The sequence below is a fragment of the Paraferrimonas haliotis genome (assembly GCF_002282895.1).
GTDB classification, from domain to species: domain Bacteria; phylum Pseudomonadota; class Gammaproteobacteria; order Enterobacterales; family Shewanellaceae; genus Paraferrimonas; species Paraferrimonas haliotis.
Window position 1 is genome coordinate 455,360 of record NZ_NRRB01000002.1, and the last position, 17,890, is coordinate 473,249.

A 17,890-nucleotide genomic window follows, 5' to 3' on the forward strand; every position below is an offset into this window, starting at 1 on the left:
CTATCAAGAAAAATCGGTAATGCCGCCTTCGCTTTCATTGCATACATTACCGAGGATAAAAACGCTCATATCAAGCAAAGCCAATGCCAACTTGAATATTCAGTATTTTTTACGATCCAAGTCTCACCTTATAAAAGCAAAATCTCCATCTGGGACACACGCACCTTGAAATAAAGACAAATTGTCTCACCTGACAAAAATCAATGGCCAAAGTGTCCATAGCGCTTAAAATTAATGTTAGTATCACATTGAATATTCCATTAGTTAAGAAAATACTTATGAGCCAGTCGAAAAGCCCTGCCAAACAGACCGCCGCGGTATCCGTTCTGATTGTCGATGATGAGCCGGGGATGCGTGGTTTTTTAGCCAAAGCGCTGTCGAAACGATTCGCTTTGGTGGAAAGTGCCGCCACCATCGATGAAGCCGAGCAAATTCGCAGTCGCTGTCATTTTGACTTACTCATTGTCGATATTCGTCTTCCCGGTCGCAGTGGCATTGAGTGGCATGAAGCGCTGAGCGATACCGAACGCCGTTCCGACATTATATTCATGACAGGTTACGCCGATTTAGAAGTGGCGATTACAGCGCTTAGGGCCGGCGCCAGTGACTTTATTTTAAAACCTTTCCACCTCGATCAAATGCTGCAAGCCGTGGATCGCTGCATTGAGCGTCGCTTACTTAAACGACAAAATCTAATGCTTAAGCGAGAACTCTCGCTTAGCCAAGCTTCTTCCATCATAGGCACCAGCGATGCCATGATGAACCTTAAACAAATCATTGAACGAGTCGCTCCGACCCCCTCTGCAGTGCTAATTCAAGGCGAGTCCGGAACCGGTAAAGAACTGGTCGCTCGCGCGTTGCATCAACAATCTGGGCGACAAGGCGCGTTCGTACCGGTTAACTGTGGCTCAATTTCCCCCGAGCTCATTGAAAGCGAATTGTTTGGCCATGTTGCCGGTGCCTTTACCGGCGCAAAAGGCAGTCGCGAGGGGCTGTTTAGCTTTGCCAGCGGCGGCACCATATTCCTAGATGAAATTGGTGAAATGCCTCTGCAAATGCAAACCGCATTGCTTCGAGTACTAGAACAGCGCTCCATTCGCCCAGTCGGTAGCGAAAAAGAAGTGGCCATCGACGTTAGAATTGTGGCGGCAACCAATAGGGATCTCGAACAAGAAGTAGACCAAGGCAACTTTCGCCGTGATCTGTTTTATCGACTCAACGTATTGGATATTCAAATTCCACCGTTACGGGAACGAGCCGATGACATTGTCGATCTGACCTACTTTTTTACACGACAATTAGCTGTGGAGCTTGGCACCAACGAAGTCACTTGGACCCATGAAGATTTACAGCTGTTACAAGCACAACCTTGGCCCGGCAACATTCGAGAATTGCGTAACATGATTGAGCGGTGCCTGCTGCTAGGCAAGCCTCCTGCCGAATATTGGAAAAAATCCAATACGGTTCAAGAGCCGAGCCCTGAAGCCGGTTATCCACTGCAATGGACGTTAAAGCAAGTAGAACGTCAGCACGTTGAACAAGTGGTCGATGCTCATCAAGGCAATAAATCAGCCGCCGCGAGGGTACTTGGGGTGAGTCGTAAAACGTTAGACCGCAAGTATAAAGAATGGCAGCAGGAGGAAAGCTAAGCCATGGCTAATGGGCGACAATCCGGGTTAAGTTCTACATGGACCGACATACAGTCGAAAGTACGCTATCGACTGATTGTATTAACGTCGTTGCCCATTATATTAACCCTAGTTAGCCTGGTCTTTGTCACCATTTATTGGAACGTAAGCTACACAGGTAAGCAGCTGTTTATGAAAGTTAAAGCTGACTTATCGGTTGCCAACAACACCCTCGACGACGTTAAGCTTAATCAACAAAAGTTGCTGGAACACATTCGCAGCTCCTATGACTTTCAGCGCTACTTCACCAAGCTCGACCAAGGGGACCGTACCCAAAACAACGCCATAGCTGCGCTATTAAGCCAACAAAAACGCAACCTTAATCTGGATTTCGTACGATTAATTCGGGTGTCTGAGGCGGCCGCCGATCCCAATCTGCGTTCCATGCTAATTGGCGGCTCGCTGTCCATGCCGATATCAAGTCTGATGGTGCTCAATCGCAGTGAGTTACTGCGGGTTGATGCCCGCCTCGCTGAAAAGGCGCAAATCCCGATTATAGCGACCGATAAAGCCAGTGAGCCGGAGCAGTCAATAGAAACGCGCGGTCTGGTGAGTCGTACCTTGTTACCAATAGCTGACTCCACCGGAGAAGTCCGCTGGCTGCTCGATGGTGGCATCTTATTTAACCGTAACAATCACATCGTCGACCAAATTCGCGATTTGGTTTACGACGCCGATACCTTGCCTAAAAACTCCATCGGTGCCGTTACCATATTTTTGGATAATGTTCGCATCAGCACCAACGTACCCCTTAACTTCAATCTGGGAGCCAATCAGGATCGAGGCCGGGCCTTAGGCTCTTTGGTTTCCGATGAAGTACGACAGCAGGTGCTGGAAAAAGGCTTAATTTGGGTCAATCGCGCCTTTGTGTTTAACGATTGGTTTATTTCGGCTTACTCGCCCATTACCGATATCCGCGGCAATCGTATTGGCATGATATATACCGGTTTTTCGGAACGCCCTTTCGTTCTAGATTACCTTTACAACATCATTGAGCTTGGCACCATTTTACTTATTGTCATGTTGATATCGGGCTATTTGGTGTATCGGGCGGCAGCATCGTTATTGGACCCCATCGAACGAATTCATCACGTGGTAAAGGCTGTTCAGCAAGGTCACAACATTCGAATTGGTGAGCTTGGCCTGACCCAACAAAACGAGCTTGTCAGTCTAGCCCGTCAATTCGATGCCATGCTCGATCAGTTGCAACAGCGTAATTTACAAATACAGCAAGCGGCTGAACAACTTGAAATGAAAGTCGCCGAGCGAACAGAAAGCTTGCAAGAACGCACCGCCGAGTTACAACGAAACGTGCAATTGCTCAACGACACCCGAGCTCAGCTTGTTACCAATGAAAAGCTCACCGCTTTGGGAGAATTAACGGCAGGCATTGCCCACGAAATCAATAATCCCAGTGCGGTGATATTAGGAAATATGGAACTCATTAAGCTGGAGCTTGGCGACAACGTAGAGTCGGTAGAAGAGGAAATTAATACCGTCATAGAACAAGTAAATCGCATCTCAGCCATTATACGAAACCTATTGCAGTACTCGCGTCCCGGTGAATTTAACGCTCCGTTAGAATTGGCGCCCGTTAATCCGTTATTAGAACAAACCATCATACTGGCGCGTCACTCGATTCAGTCAAAACAGTTAGTGATTAACAGCGAACTCAACGCCACTCACTCCATCCAAATGAACCCGTCACAACTGCAACAAGTGCTCATTAATTTAGTGATTAATGCAGCCCACGCCAGCTCAGAGCAAGGCCATATTTGGATTCGCAGTAAAGACTGGCGCGATGCCAAAGGCGAACTCGGTGTGCAAATCGAAGTAGAAGACAGTGGCAAAGGCATGAGCGACGATCTCATGCGCCGCATCTTTGATCCATTCTTTACCACACGCCCCGAAGGCACCGGCTTAGGATTGTCGTTAAGTTATGGTTTAGTGGGTCGAATTGGCGGCAACATTCAAGTCGAATCGAGCTTAGGAAAAGGGAGTAAATTCACCGTCAGTTTATACTGCTCCGCCAAGGACAGCGAAGTCGCTCACCCTTACGACGGGCTCCAAATTAAGCGACCGCTTTCAGCAAAATCATAGCCTCCATAGGCGTCAGCTTTAGCGCGTACTTTAGCGCTTGCCAATTGCTCGAACATCGCTTGTACTAATTGCCTAAAATAGAAGCTTTGAGGCATCACCAAATCAAACGACTCCTGCATCAGCGGCACGAATGCCAGCCCAAATTGATTGGCTGACGATTGACAACAAAAACCGATATCGGCAGCGCCTGAGGCGATCATGCCTGCAAGCTGTTGCTCTGAGTAGGCGGTATCAACTCGATTCAAGTCTTGATACTTGCGATGTTGCAGTTGTAACCAGTGCTTCATATGCTGACGACTTCCTGAGCCTTCTTGACGTTCAACCCAGCGCCAAGGTTGAGCAGCAATAGTGTCGAGCTCTTGGCATTGTTCATACAGGGTGGGCGTAACCGCAAGTCCATACTGGCGTTTAAAAGCGTGCAACATAATCCATTGTTGATGATTTTGATAACCTTGCAATAAGGCTGGATGGCGAATATCTCGCTCTTCCGACAGGCCCCAATGTACACAACAAATATCGGCATAGTGACGCGATAACAAAGCCAAGCCTTGTCGACTGCCGGTGCCCGAATAGCTCACCAACCCTTTATTTCCCACTTGTTGCATCAGATTCGATACAATGAACTCCATCAGTGGATCACTGGAACCGGTGATTAATAGACGGTCGGAAAGCAGTCCGCTATGACATGAGTCCAACAGCCAACGGTCGATAAGCACCCGAGGAAACATCCATTTACCCGTGGCTTTTGTGCCGGGCAAAATGCCATCATTAGCCAAGGCATAGACCTTTTTTTCGTTCAGGTCGAGGTAATCCGCTAATTGTTTGGCGCTCAAGTATTGCGGCGGTTGCTGACTCGTTGTCATAGATTAACCCCATCAAACTCAATGGTTTCTGAGCCGTTGTATATGAGAAAGTGACGCCCCTTAGCCCGTGCAATCATGGTAATGCCTAATTGCTGCGCTAACTCGAGCCCCATTTGGGTGACACCGCTTCGAGACAGCAGCACAGGAATCCCCATCTTAGCGACTTTAATAACCATTTCTGACGTTAACCGCCCGGTGGTGTAAAAAATTTTATCGCCACCGGCTTGGTTAGCTAACCACATATCACCCGCTAAGGTATCAACCGCATTGTGTCTGCCAACGTCCTCAACAAACGACAAGATTTGATCACTTTGGCAAATGCCGCAGCCATGGACCCCTCCGGCACTTTTGTAGGTATCGTTAAAGGCGCTTAAGTTTCTCAAAAGACTGTAAATAGTGGATTGTTTTATGGCAGGTGCTTGCAGTTTAATCTCATCGACACCGTCCATAAATCCGCCGTAAACCGTACCTTGGCCACAACCTGAGGTGACGGTTTTTTCACTGAGCTTTTCTTGCAAGTGTTCCGTATTTTCCTCAGTCATAACCGCGGCTGAGTTAACTTCCCAATCTACGATAACCGATTGCAGTTGAGACACATCGCTAACAAAGCCTTGATTTTTTAAGTAGCCAAGCGCTAAAGATTCGGGCTTTGCACCTAAGGTCATCAAGGTGACAATAGGCTGCCAGTTTAAATACAAGGTTAGCGGCCGTTCACAAGCCACCTGCTTATCAACCACTTGGCCCTTTTCATTAACGGCAGTAACCGCTTGAGTAAGCTCATTTGAATTACTGGTTTTAATTAATGACACCTTATTCGATTGTTCTGCCATGTTGTTCTCGATTCACTGTAGCTATCTGGGATAGTCTGCTAATGGTCCTAGTGCACACCCATTCAACAGAGGTAATAGCAGCCTCTAAGCAATATTCATTCCCAACTGAGATCTGAGGCTGTTGCAACACTGGAAATGAGAGCGATGCCTCAAACTTAGCAATCTGCATAACACCAACAGTGACAAGGGTAGCGCTTTAACAATAAGTTAACCTGAGTTACTTCACAGATTTCTGGGGTTGGTGTTAGCCATGGTTCACGAAAGTCACGAATTAGGAGCTTTTTGACCCACCACCATTAAGCTTTTGGACAAAATGTCTCAAACTAAATGGTAAGCAGTGATCACATCGGTAAAATTAGATACTAGGAATTGGCCTGTAGTTTGCATGGGTATGTTTAGTGCCCAACTGTTGGCAAAATTTATGGGGAAAATATGAAGCACTCCGACAAAATCTGGCCACTCTTTGTAAAGCTAAAGCAAGTCGAAAAACAAAGTGGCCGATGGACCGCTCTCGAATGGGAGCTCGACTATATAGGACCGGGCGACCAACCCGCTCCTGAGGGCGCTCGCCTAATCAGCCTAGAACTGCACAAAGATGAACGTGCTAGCTATCGGTTGAATTTAGACTTAGAAAATCCAACCCTGTTCATTGTTTGCGACGATGTTGGCGATGACGTATGGATCCCATTATCGGTCAGCGCTGACCAAAATGTCGCTGCCGGTTGTCTTGAAAGTGATATGCCTGTGCTCAATGTCCCGATGCCAACCGCCATCGCCTGTTGGATAGAAGCCTTTATCACGCGCCACGGTGAAGTTGAAATTCGCGCCCACCGCCGCAAGCACGTTAACCGACGCAAAGAAGCGCAAGATGCCAACGAAGGTAAAGGCACTAACACTCGGAGCCAAGCATGAGTGAATCACAAGGCTTCCTGTCTCGCTGGAGCAAGCGTCGCGAACGAGTTGAAGAAGAAGAGCAGCAGTTGCAACAACAGCAGCAAGCTGAGCAACAACAAGCTGAACTGCAGCATCAAATGGAGCAAGAACCATCAACAGCAACCGCAGCGCAACCCGCGGTCGATGGCGATCCCCAAACAGATGAGGTAATTGAACCTTTACCCGACCCCGACAGTATTGAAGAAGGAGGCTCATTTGCAGCCTTTATGGGAGACAAGGTCGATCCAGAAACGCGAACAGCGGCACTGCGCAAGCTTTGGCAGCAACCTCACTTCAACGAAGTCGACGGTCTCGCTGAATACGCACTCGATTACTCCGACCAACCGTTGTTGTCCGCCGAAGTCTCCGCTCAACTAGTGGAGAAAGTCTTCAAATACGTTGTTGAAGATGAAGAAGAGCTAGAAGAAGAGCTAGAAGAAGACGCAGAGCAAGCGCTCGCTGATACCGACACACTGGACGACGGTACCGAGCAACAACCGCTTGAACAAATCGACCAGGTCACCGCCAACAACGGCATCGACACGCCACTTGAGCAAGACTTAAGTCAATCGGACAATTTGGACACAAACGAATCAAGTGCCCAAAAAGTGGGACAAAAAGACCCTATGGAAGGTGTTAACAGTCAATAACCGTTTTTTTTACAGTGTTATTGAGATATAGCTTTCATTGTTGTGGTACAACAATTGCTGTATTACCAATAGCTGAATCAAATAGTAAAGGCCAGGAACGCAACCATAAGGCCCGAGAGAGTTCAGGAACACATTAGTGACAATACAAGTAGAAACGCTTACACAAGCAAAACAATCGGCATTGACGCAGGTTCAGTTGCTGCAGAATCTAATACCGCCCACGGTCAGTTATACGACCCAAGGTAACGTACTGGTCATCGGAGCTGAAGATTTGGCTCGATTAGCAGCGGATCGCCTCAGTGCAATGGGTCGAGTGGCGATTTTGGCCACTGAGTCCATTACCAGTCAAGATGCCGAGCATTTAGAAGCGGTGATGAATGCTGCCGAAGATGTACCTACCTTTTACGCCAAGCTTGATAAGCTCAAAGGCTTTTTAGGGCAATTCCAAGCACAAGTAACGCTTGAGAATGGTGACGCAGCGGAGCTAAGCCAAGTCGCGATTCGCAAACCGCATTTCGACATCGTATTGGACTTATCCAGCGAGCCTGTAATTACTCTTGAAATGCTACCCCCAGGCTATTTCTTCGTAGGTCAAGATCAAGCCTTATTGGACGACGCCATTGCGCAGTTGCCGGACTTAGTCGGCGAATTTAGCAAGCCAAGATACATTAAAGTTAATAGCGACATTTGCGCTCATTACCGCAACGGCAACAACGGTTGTAATCGCTGCTTAAATTTCTGCCCTGCCGATGCCATTAGTAGCAGCGAGCAAACCATCGAAATTGACCCTTATTTATGCCACGGTGCCGGCAGTTGCTCCAACGCCTGCCCGACTGGAGCATTGGCTTATGACGCCCCTGCACCTGAGGCTCTACACAAGTACCTTGCAGGATTAATTGCTCACTTTGGTAATCAAAGTCAGGCGTCGCCTTCCATTCTATTGCACGACGTTGATTTAGACAGTGATGTTGTGCAGCAATTACCGGCGCACATTTTGCCAGTAGCGCTGGAAGAAATAACCGTAGCCGGTATCGATCACTGGTTTGCGGCACTGGCCAATGGCGCTCAACAGATAGCGCTGCTTACCAGCGCAAATACACCCGATACCTTGCAGCAGTATTTGGCCGGCGAAGTGGCTTTAGCCAACACCATGCTTAGCGCAGCAACGAATACTCAATCGGTTGCTATCGTCGCTCTCGACTCCCTCTTAACTTATCAGTGGCCAGATGCGATCGCCTTCGCTCCGGCGTTGACAGAGGCAGTATCCGACAACAAACGCGCGCGCCTTTATCAAGGGCTCGATGCAATCAACAACGCTAACAAGCAAACCGCTGAAACACTCGCCATTGCCAACATTCCCTATGGCCAAGTCGCAGTGAATCAAGCCGACTGTACCCTGTGTTTGTCATGCGTTTCTACCTGCCCCACCGGTGCCCTTAAAGATGGCGGCGATAAACCGCAACTTAAGTTTACCGAACAAGATTGCATTCAATGCGGGCTTTGCCAAACCGCGTGTCCCGAGCAAGTGATTAGCTTAACGCCACAGGTTACTTTTGACGCCGCAGCGCGTCAGCAAACCCAGATTCTCAAGGAAGAACAACCGTTCGATTGCATCAAATGCGGCAAGCCTTTTGCCACTCAAGCAATGGTTTCTAAGATCATGAAATTAGTTGGCACCCACAGTGCCTTTGAAGGTCACTCCGACCGACTGCAAATGTGCGAAGACTGTCGAACCAAAGACTTATTCCAAGACATTTTGCAAGATCCTGAACGCCAACTGAGATAACGAGAATTAACAAATGACACAACAAGCGCAACCTATGATTACCGAGAACGATCAACTCAGAGCGGACATTTACCAAATTATCGCCGCCTTGTTTCGTGCTCACCCTTCTCAAGATTTGCTGGATTTTTTAAGCGGCATCGAAGTTGAGCAAGACGGTACCGACATCGCACAGTCTTGGAATGCCGTTAAGCTGGCTGCTCAAAACTCGTCAACCGATACCTTGGAAGATGAATATTTTGACCTGTTCATTGGCGTCGGTCGTGGCGAAATTTTACCTTACGGCAGTTACTACATTACCGGCTCACTGATGGATAAGCCTCTGGCGCTATTGCGGCAAGATCTTAGCCAGCTTGGCTATGAGCGCGAAGAAGAAGTAAAAGAGCCAGAAGATCACATTGCAGCACTGTGTGAAGTGATGGGAGCGTTACTGCTCGATGCACCGAAACATCAACAATTGGGCTTTTTCCAACGTCACATTAGCGGTTGGATAGAGCGTTTTTGTAACGACGTGGCTACCGCCAAATCAGCGGTATTTTATGCCACAGTAGGCCAACTCGCAGGGCAGTTCTTTGCTCGCGAAGCAGTAATCTATGAGGAACTGAGTCTAGCGACACCGGTTGCTCAAGATACGGGGGTTGCCACGCAACCAAAGGCGAGCTAACCCCCGCCAAGGGACGACGGCGGAGTCTGTCGTCCCATTACTTAACCCCGCTGTCCCCAAAAACAGCGGATATATAGGAGGAAGTATGGATAAGTCATCCACCGATAAAGCCAAGCGCACAACACTTCGTGCATTGGCAACCGGTAGTGCTCTCGGTGCCCTTGCGGGTGCAAGCAGTCAAGCGCTCGCCGGCGATCGTAGCGAAAGCAAAGATGTTTCAGCTCATAGCGGCTATCGGGAAACCGAGCACGTACGCCGTTACTACGACACCTTAAAATAACAACACACTAATCACACCAAGGAGTTTATGATGCGACTAACACGCACATCAAACCAGGTGAGCAAAACTGAAAAGCACAGTCTTGGATTGAACAGACGTCAATTCCTAAAATCAGCCGGTGTCACAACCGGGGGAATTGCGGCGGCATCCATGATTGGTTCGGGCATGATGAAAAAAGCCCAAGCCAAAGCTGTAGCTTCAGGCGCTCCCATTGAAGTCAAACGCACTGTCTGCTCACACTGTTCTGTAGGTTGCGGTATTTATGCCGAAGTGCAGGATGGCGTTTGGACGGGCCAAGAGCCAGCACACGATCACCCATTTAACCGCGGTGGCCACTGTGCGAAAGGCGCCTCTGTACGCGAGCACGGACACGGCGAATTACGTTCTAAATACCCGATGAAATTAGTAAATGGCAAATGGACCCGCTTGAAGTGGGAGCAAGCCATTGAAGAAGTCGGCGACCAAATGCTTAAGATTCGCCAAGAATCTGGACCAGATTCCATCTTTTTCATGGGTTCGGCTAAGTTCTCTAACGAACAAGCCTATTTATACCGCAAGTTCGCGGCCATGTGGGGTACGAATAACATCGACCACTCAGCCCGTATTTGTCACTCAACCACGGTAGCTGGGGTAGCGAATACCTGGGGTTACGGTGCGCAAACCAACTCATTCAATGACATGCACAATTCTAAGTGCATGATGTTCATTGGTTCAAACCCATCCGAAGCTCACCCAGTTGCCATGCAGCACATTCTTACGGGTAAAGAGCGCGGCGGTAAAATCATTGTGGTGGATCCTCGATTCACTCGTACCGCGGCCCACGCCGATGAGTTTGTTCACATTCGTCCTGGTACCGACATCCCATTCATTTATGGCCTGTTGTGGCACATCTTTGAAAACGGCTGGGAAGATCCAGAATTTATTAAACAACGCGTATACGGCATGGAGTCTATTCGCGAAGAAGTTAAGAAATACGATCCGGCTGAAGTCACCAACATCATTGGCGTAACCGAAGCGCAAATGCATCGCACCGCGAAAATGATGGCGACCCACAAACCAGGCACTATTGTTTGGTGTATGGGTGGTACTCAGCACACCATTGGTAATGCCAATACCCGTGCCTACTGTATCTTACAGTTAGCATTGGGCAACATGGGTATTCCTGGTGGCGGTACTAACATTTTCCGTGGTCACGATAACGTTCAAGGCGCCACCGACTTTGGCTTGTTGTTCGACACATTACCAGGTTATTACGGTCTAAAAACCGGTTCATGGAAACACTGGGCCAACGTTTGGGATTTAGATTTCGAATGGATTGAAGGCCAATTCGACCAAGGTGAGTATCTCGGCCAAAAACCAATGACCTCTACCGGTATTCCGTGTAGTCGTTGGCACGATGGTGTACTGCAGCCGAAAGACAAGATTGCTCAACGCGATAACATCCGTATGAGTTTCTTCTGGGGTCAATCGGTGAACACCGAAACCCGTGGTCGCGACGTACGCGAAGCCTTAGACAAAATGGATACCGTAGTGGTTGTGGATCCACACCCAACCATGGCGGGTGTTATGCACAACCGCACTGATGGCGTGTATTTATTACCCGCCTGTACTCAGTTTGAAACCTATGGGTCAGTGTCAGCTTCAAACCGTTCATTGCAATGGCGCTCTAAGGTTATCGAGCCTTTGTTTGAGTCTAAGCCAGACCATGAAATCATGTACTTGCTAGCCAAGAAACTGGGATTGGCCGACCAAATGTTTAAAAACATTAAGGTCAACGGAACCGAGCCTTTAGTTGAAGACCTCACCCGCGAATTTAACCGCGGCATGTGGACCATTGGTTACACAGGTCAAAGCCCTGAGCGCTTGAAAATGCACCAAGAAAATTGGGCTACTTTTGACTTTGATTCGTTAGAAGCAACCGGTGGCCCCGCCGAAGGTGAAACCTATGGTTTACCATGGCCATGTTGGGGCACTCCGGAAAACAAACACCCAGGTACTCAAATTCTTTACCGTACCGGTAGAGAGGTGAAATACGGTGGTGGTAACTTCCGTGCTCGTTATGGTGTAGAGCACAATGGCAACAACATTCTTGCCGAAGGCTCATGGTCAAAAGGTGCAGAAATTCAAGACGGTTATCCTGAGTTCACCGATAAGATGCTTAAGCAGCTTGGTTGGTGGGACGATTTAACCGACGATGAGAAGAAAGCAGCGGAAGGCAAAAACTGGAAAACCGATATTTCCGGTGGTATCCAGCGCGTTGCCATTAACCATGGTTGTATTCCGTACGGAAACGCCAAAGCGCGTTGTATCGTCTGGAACTTCCCAGACCAAATTCCGGTACACCGTGAGCCGTTGTATACACCTCGCCGCGACTTGGTAGCTAAGTACCCAACCTATGAAGATAGAATGGTGGCGCGACTACCAACCTTGTACAAGTCGATTCAAGATCAAGACTTCTCTAAAGACTTCCCGCTAGTAGTCACTACCGGTCGTCTGGTTGAGTATGAAGGTGGTGGTGAAGAAACTCGCTCCAACCCTTGGTTAGCTGAACTGCAACAAGAAATGTTCATTGAAATTAACCCAGGTGATGCCGCGGATCGCGGAATCCTTGATGGTGATGACGTGAAAGTTCACAGTCCAGAGGGGCCAATTATTGGTGTGAAAGCCATGGTAACCGAGCGGGTAATTAAAGGTGAAGCCTTTATGCCATACCACTTTGCTGGGGTATTCGAAGGTGAAGATCTCACCAAGAACTATCCAGAAGGAACCGTACCACACGTGATTGGTGAAGCCGCCAATACCGTAATGACCTACGGTTACGACGTCGTAACTCAGATGCAAGAGACTAAGTCTACCTTGTGTCAGATCAGCAAAGCCTAACTTGATGAGGAGATAAGCCATTATGGCAGTCATGAAATTTTTATGTGACACCAAGCGCTGCATCGAGTGTAACGGTTGCGTAGTCGCGTGTAAGAACGAGAATGATTCGGCAATGGAATGGGGCATTAGCCGCCGCCGAGTTGTAACTTTAAACGATGGTGTGGCTGGAGAAGCGTCAATATCAGTCGCCTGTATGCATTGTACCGATGCACCATGTAAGGCAGTTTGTCCTGCTAATTGCTTCTACTACACCGACGATGGTGTGGTGTTGCACAACAAGGACACCTGTATTGGTTGCGGTTACTGCTTGTATGCATGCCCGTTTGGTGCACCGCAATTTCCGAAAGATGGCGCCTTTGGCGCTCGCGGAAAAATGGATAAATGTACCTTCTGTGCCGGTGGCCCAGAAGAAGATTTCTCCGAAGCGGAACGCCTCAAGTACGGTGCTAACCGTATCGCAGAAGGGAAACTACCTATGTGTGCCGAGCTATGCTCAACCAAAGCATTGCTTGCCGGTGACGCCGATGTGGTTTCAGCCATTTTCCGTGAACGCATGTCAGGCCGTGGTGCCGAAAACACCATTTGGGGCTATGACGCAACGCGTTCATAGGTAACAGGAGAGTACTATGAAAGAATTAGTCACTCGCCTGATAACCGCCGTTATTGTCTGCGGACTCTTGTACGGTTCTGGGTTGGCAATGGTTAACGTTGCCAGCGCAGATGAAAACCAAACAAGTTCACAGCAGGTTAGTGCTAATCCTTCTCCAGCGGGAATCGCCGATTTATGGCGAGCCGCCCGCATGGGGGCGGAGGGCACTACCAGCTCGCAGTCACCGTTTCACGGGGCTTTGATAAATCAATACCCAGCGGAACGGTTGGTATATCGTAGCGATTATTTGGCACCAGCAATTATGCTGTCGGTATTCGGTATGATTCTAGTGTTTGCAGCGTTTGTGGCCGTAAACGGCCCATCGCGACTCGAAAAAGGCTTCTCAGGCGTAGAAATTAAACGCTGGAGCCGCTTCGATGTTTGGCTGCACTGGATCGGCGCGATTCCTTGTTTGATTCTCATCCTAACCGGCCTCACCTTATTAGGTGGCCGCTACTTCATCGAACCTTGGCTCGGTGAAGCAGCATGGGCTGGATTGGTTGGTTTCAGTAAGGAAGCTCACGATATCATGGCAATTCCATTCATCGTAGGTTGGTTCCTAATGACCATTCTATGGATGAAAAACCAATTCCTAGCTTCATACGATTTTAAATGGTTCTTAGTGGTAGGTGGTTACCTAAACTTCGGCCCATTTAAAGGCAAGCATCCGGACGCAGGCTTTGCCAACGCCGGTGAGAAGTTATGGTTTTGGACCTTTGCCATTGCCGGTGGATTGATTGTCGCAAGCGGCATCATTATGCTGTTCCCGAATTGGGTAGAGCCATCTCGCAGTCTGAGCCTACTAGCTGTGTTAGTTCACGGTGCCTGTGCTGTGTTAATTGCAGCGTTTACGGTTGTGCATATCTTTATGGCAACGGTAATGTCTGAAGGCGGCATGGAATGTATGGTTTCTGGCTACTGCGATGAAAACTGGGCCAAACAGCACCATAATGTTTGGTATGACGATCTCGCTCGCGAGCAAAAGTTAGAATATCGTAGCTAACTCATCGTCCATCACTCACGAAAACGTCCGGCCTGTTCCGGACGTTTTTTTGCCCAAAAATCAGTCAAAATAAATTCCACAACAAGATTCACAAAAGCGCAACATAACTGACAATTGATAGTCGTTTTCATTTAATAATAGCGATATTAATCAATAGCTTACAGAAGCCGGCAATTTCATGCTCAAACCAAATTTAAACAGCCGAGTCCAGCTGAATTTGAAGAAAATCACAGCCTCAACTTCCCGATTGAGAAGTGGATCACAATCCCATCAACCATTGTCTAATTAATCCAAAATATGGGTCTAAATCAAAGTTTTATCGCCGCCAATAATGATAATTGCACACGCTATCTATTGATACGCATGTCCAATACGGACGGACAGCGAAACGCAGTCGACTTACCAACAAAATAGTTACGGTTTAAGTCATAGTAGAGCAGATCGGGTTTCAGGAAGTACAAGCCGTCAGATCTGACATTAAGGAGTACAAATGAAGAACCAACAGCCTGACACTTCGCGTCGGTCATTGCTGAAAGCGGTTACCCTAGGCTCTGCAGCGGGAGCAGCAATTGCTGCCACCGGAAGCGCCGTTGCCGCTACCCCTACCCAAGCCACCAAGGCTAAGCAACACGGTTATCAGGAAACTGATCACGTTAAAGCTTACTACCAAAGTTTACGCGGCTAATTTTAGGAGCAATAATCAATGCAACTTACTCGCAAAGCGAAGACTGTCAGTACTGACAGCAAGCCGACGTTAGGTATTAACCGTCGTCAGTTTATGAAAGGCGCTGCAGGCGCAACCGGTGGTATCGCAGCCGCCACTATTTTAGGCAATGGCATGATGCGTAAAGCTGAAGCTGCTGACTACATCCCACACAACACTCCAACCGAAATTAAGCGTACTATCTGTTCTCACTGTGCTGTGGGTTGCGGTATCTACGCTGAGGTACAAAACGGTGTTTGGACCGGCCAAGAGCCAGCGTTCGACCATCCGTTCAACCAAGGCGGTCACTGTGCCAAAGGCGCAGCCTTGCGTGAGCACGGCCACGGTGAAAAACGTGTGAAATACCCGTTAAAAAAAGTCGCTGGAAAATGGCAAAAAATATCTTGGGATCAAGCCATCAACGAAGTTGGTGACAAAATGCTTGAGCACCGCGAGAAGTCTGGCCCAGATTCTCTATTCTTCATGGGTTCGGCTAAGTTCTCTAACCAAGCATGTTATATGTATCGTAAGTTTGCGGCCATGTGGGGAACCAACAACGTCGACCACTCGGCGCGTATTTGTCACTCTACCACGGTAGCCGGTGTTGCTAACACTTGGGGCTACGGTGCGCAAACTAACTCGTTTAACGACATTCAAAACGCTAACGCGATCTTCTTCATTGGTTCTAACCCTGCAGAAGCTCACCCGGTAGCGATGCAGCACATCTTAATCGCGAAAGAACGCAAAAACGCTAAGATCATCGTTGTTGATCCACGTTTCTCTCGCACCGCTGCCCACTCTGACCTGCACTGTGCAATTCGCCCAGGTACCGATATTCCTTTCATCTACGGTATGCTATGGCACATCTTTGAAAACGGTTGGGAAGATCAAGCCTTCATCGACTCTCGCGTATACGCGATGGACGAAATTCGCAAAGAAGTGGCTAAGTTCCCACCTAAAGAAGTTGAAGACGTTACCGGTGTTGCCGAAAAAGACGTTTACATGGCTGCTAAACTAATGGCAGAAAACCGTCCTGGCACCGTTGTTTGGTGTATGGGTGGTACTCAGCACCACGTTGGTAACGCCAACACCCGTGCATACTGCTTGCTTCAACTTGCGCTTGGTAACATGGGCGTTGAAGGTGGCGGTACTAACATTTTCCGTGGTCACGATAACGTACAGGGCGCAACCGATTTAGGTTTGTTGTTCGACACCCTACCGGGTTACTACGGCCTAAGCACTGGCGCGTGGAAACACTGGTCTAACGTTTGGGAATTGGACTTTGACTGGGTTAAAGGCCGTTTCGACAACAACGAATACCTAGGTCGCGTACCAATGAATACTCCTGGTATTCCTTGTTCTCGGTGGCACGATGGTGTGCTTGAGTCTGCTGAAAAACTTGCTCAAAAAGACCAAGTTAAAATGGCGTTCTTCTGGGGTCAATCGGTTAACACCGAGACTCGTCAAAACGACGTTCGCGATGCACTAGACAAGCTAGACACCGTAGTTGTAGTAGACCCATTCCCAACCATGGCTGGCGTACTAAGTGACCGCCCAGATGGCATATACATCCTGCCAGCATGTACTGTATTCGAAACTGAAGGAGCAGTATCTAACTCAGGTCGTTCACAACAATGGCGTCAACAAGTTGTTCAACCATTGTTCGAGTCTAAGACTGACCTTGAGATCATGTACCTACTAGCCAAGAAAGTGGGCATGGCAGAGCAATTCACTAAGCGTATGCGCGTTGACGGTAACATCGTTAACCTAGACGACATCCAAGACGAAATTAACCGCGGTATGTGGACCATTGGTATGACAGGTCAGTCAGCCCAACGTCTACGTGAGCACACTGAAAACTGGGGCGTGTTTGACTTCAAGACCCTTGAAGCACCTGGCGGTAAGCTGAAAGGCGAAACCTACGGTCTGCCTTGGCCGTGTTGGGGTACTCCAGAGCAGAAGCACCCTGGTACGCAAATCCTATACCGTACCGGTCGTCACGTACTAGAAGGTGGCGGTAACTTCCGTGCACGTTATGGTGTTGAGCACAACGGTACCAACATTCTTGCGGAAGGCTCTTACTCGAAAGGCGCCGAGATCCAAGACGGTTACCCAGAGTTCACCGACAAGATGCTTAAGCAATTGGGTTGGTGGGACGACCTAACTGCAGACGAAAAAGCATCAGCTGAAGGTAAGAACTGGAAAACTGACCTATCCGGGGGTATCCAACGCGTTGCTATGAAGCACGGTTGTATTCCTTTCGGTAACGCAAAAGCTCGCTCAATCGTTTGGACCTTCCCAGATCCAGCACCTGTTCACCGTGAGCCGTTGTACACCACTCGCCGTGACTTGATTGCTAAGTACCCAACTTACGAAGATCGCCAAGTGCACCGTCTACCGACTCTATACAAGTCAATTCAAGATAAAGACTTGTCCGGTAAGTACCCATTAGCACTGACTTCTGGCCGTCTGGTTGAGTATGAAGGTGGTGGTGAAGAGACTCGTTCTAACCCTTGGTTGGCGGAACTTCAGCAAGAAATGTTTGTTGAAATCAACCCAGCTGACGCCGCTGAGCGCTTAATCCGCGATGGCGACGACGTATGGTTAGAAGGTGCAGAAGGCGGACGAATTAAAATTAAAGCTATGGTTACCCCTCGTGTTCAGCCTGGCGTTACCTTTATGCCTTACCACTTCGCAGGTGTGATGAGCGGCGAAAGCTTAGAAGCGAACTACCCAGAAGGTACAGTTCCTTACATTATAGGCGAATCTGCAAACACAGCGTTGACCTATGGTTATGACCCAGTTACCCAAATGCAGGAAACTAAGTCATCCATTTGTCAAATCGTTAAAGCATAATCGGACAA

Annotated in this window: 14 protein-coding genes; 12 read left to right on the top strand and 2 right to left on the bottom strand. The window is 48.5% G+C overall.

The genetic code is table 11. The features are described from left to right. Positions 1–278 precede the first annotated feature (278 nt). Positions 279–1,649 carry a sigma-54-dependent transcriptional regulator gene (locus CLC91_RS05975; RefSeq protein ID WP_095497715.1) on the top strand — a complete coding sequence of 457 codons (1,371 nt, stop codon included), beginning with the start codon at positions 279–281 and terminating at the stop codon, positions 1,647–1,649. 3 nt (positions 1,650–1,652) lie between these two features. Then, entirely contained in the window at positions 1,653–3,788 is a 2,136-nt protein-coding gene (locus CLC91_RS05980) for a sensor histidine kinase (RefSeq protein ID WP_095497714.1), read from the top strand. Here CLC91_RS05980 and CLC91_RS05985 read toward each other — a convergent pair. Both CLC91_RS05985 and CLC91_RS05990 read right to left on the bottom strand, forming a co-directional pair. After that, a complete protein-coding gene (locus CLC91_RS05985; RefSeq protein ID WP_095497713.1) occupies positions 3,743–4,651 on the bottom strand; it encodes a helix-turn-helix transcriptional regulator in 909 nt (302 codons plus the stop codon). The genes CLC91_RS05980 and CLC91_RS05985 overlap by 46 nt on opposite strands. Continuing rightward, positions 4,648–5,481 carry a formate dehydrogenase accessory sulfurtransferase FdhD gene (locus CLC91_RS05990; protein ID WP_095497712.1) on the bottom strand — a complete coding sequence of 278 codons (834 nt, stop codon included), beginning with the start codon at positions 5,479–5,481 and terminating at the stop codon, positions 4,648–4,650. Before CLC91_RS05990 ends, CLC91_RS05985 begins: the two co-directional genes overlap by 4 nt. A 432-nt stretch (positions 5,482–5,913) precedes the next feature. Between CLC91_RS05990 and CLC91_RS05995 the strand changes: the two genes are divergently transcribed. The 10 genes from CLC91_RS05995 to CLC91_RS06040 all read left to right on the top strand — a co-directional run bounded on the left by CLC91_RS05995 (position 5,914) and on the right by CLC91_RS06040 (position 17,882). After that, on the top strand, positions 5,914–6,393 hold the full coding sequence (locus CLC91_RS05995; protein WP_095497711.1) for a DUF3305 domain-containing protein: 480 nt from the start codon (positions 5,914–5,916) through the stop codon (positions 6,391–6,393). Continuing rightward, positions 6,390–7,064: a DUF3306 domain-containing protein gene (locus CLC91_RS06000; protein ID WP_095500152.1), complete on the top strand. Its 675-nt coding sequence runs from the start codon at positions 6,390–6,392 to the stop codon at positions 7,062–7,064. Before CLC91_RS05995 ends, CLC91_RS06000 begins: the two co-directional genes overlap by 4 nt. A 136-nt stretch (positions 7,065–7,200) precedes the next feature. After that, positions 7,201–8,850: a 4Fe-4S binding protein gene (locus CLC91_RS06005; protein WP_095500153.1), complete on the top strand. Its 1,650-nt coding sequence runs from the start codon at positions 7,201–7,203 to the stop codon at positions 8,848–8,850. 13 nt (positions 8,851–8,863) lie between these two features. Further along, the gene (locus CLC91_RS06010; RefSeq protein WP_095497708.1) at positions 8,864–9,511 is read left to right on the top strand and encodes a TorD/DmsD family molecular chaperone; all 648 of its coding nucleotides are present in this window, start codon (positions 8,864–8,866) and stop codon (positions 9,509–9,511) included. 85 nt (positions 9,512–9,596) lie between these two features. Next, complete coding sequence (locus CLC91_RS06015) at positions 9,597–9,791, top strand: formate dehydrogenase (protein WP_095497707.1); 195 nt, start codon at positions 9,597–9,599, stop codon at positions 9,789–9,791. Between the two features lie 30 nt (positions 9,792–9,821). Continuing rightward, positions 9,822–12,671 carry a molybdopterin-dependent oxidoreductase gene (locus CLC91_RS06020; protein ID WP_095497706.1) on the top strand — a complete coding sequence of 950 codons (2,850 nt, stop codon included), beginning with the start codon at positions 9,822–9,824 and terminating at the stop codon, positions 12,669–12,671. A gap of 22 nt (positions 12,672–12,693) precedes the next feature. Beyond that, positions 12,694–13,281: a formate dehydrogenase FDH3 subunit beta gene (gene fdh3B, locus CLC91_RS06025; protein ID WP_095497705.1), complete on the top strand. Its 588-nt coding sequence runs from the start codon at positions 12,694–12,696 to the stop codon at positions 13,279–13,281. A gap of 88 nt (positions 13,282–13,369) precedes the next feature. Continuing rightward, positions 13,370–14,323, top strand: a complete 954-nt coding sequence (locus tag CLC91_RS06030) for a formate dehydrogenase subunit gamma (RefSeq protein ID WP_095498132.1) — start codon at positions 13,370–13,372, stop codon at positions 14,321–14,323. 490 nt (positions 14,324–14,813) lie between these two features. Further along, on the top strand, positions 14,814–15,008 hold the full coding sequence (locus CLC91_RS06035) for a formate dehydrogenase (protein WP_095497704.1): 195 nt from the start codon (positions 14,814–14,816) through the stop codon (positions 15,006–15,008). 18 nt (positions 15,009–15,026) lie between these two features. Further along, positions 15,027–17,882 (top strand): formate dehydrogenase subunit alpha, encoded by a 2,856-nt coding sequence (locus tag CLC91_RS06040; protein WP_095497703.1) that lies wholly within the window; start codon positions 15,027–15,029, stop codon positions 17,880–17,882. The last annotated feature ends 8 nt before the right edge of the window (positions 17,883–17,890 follow it).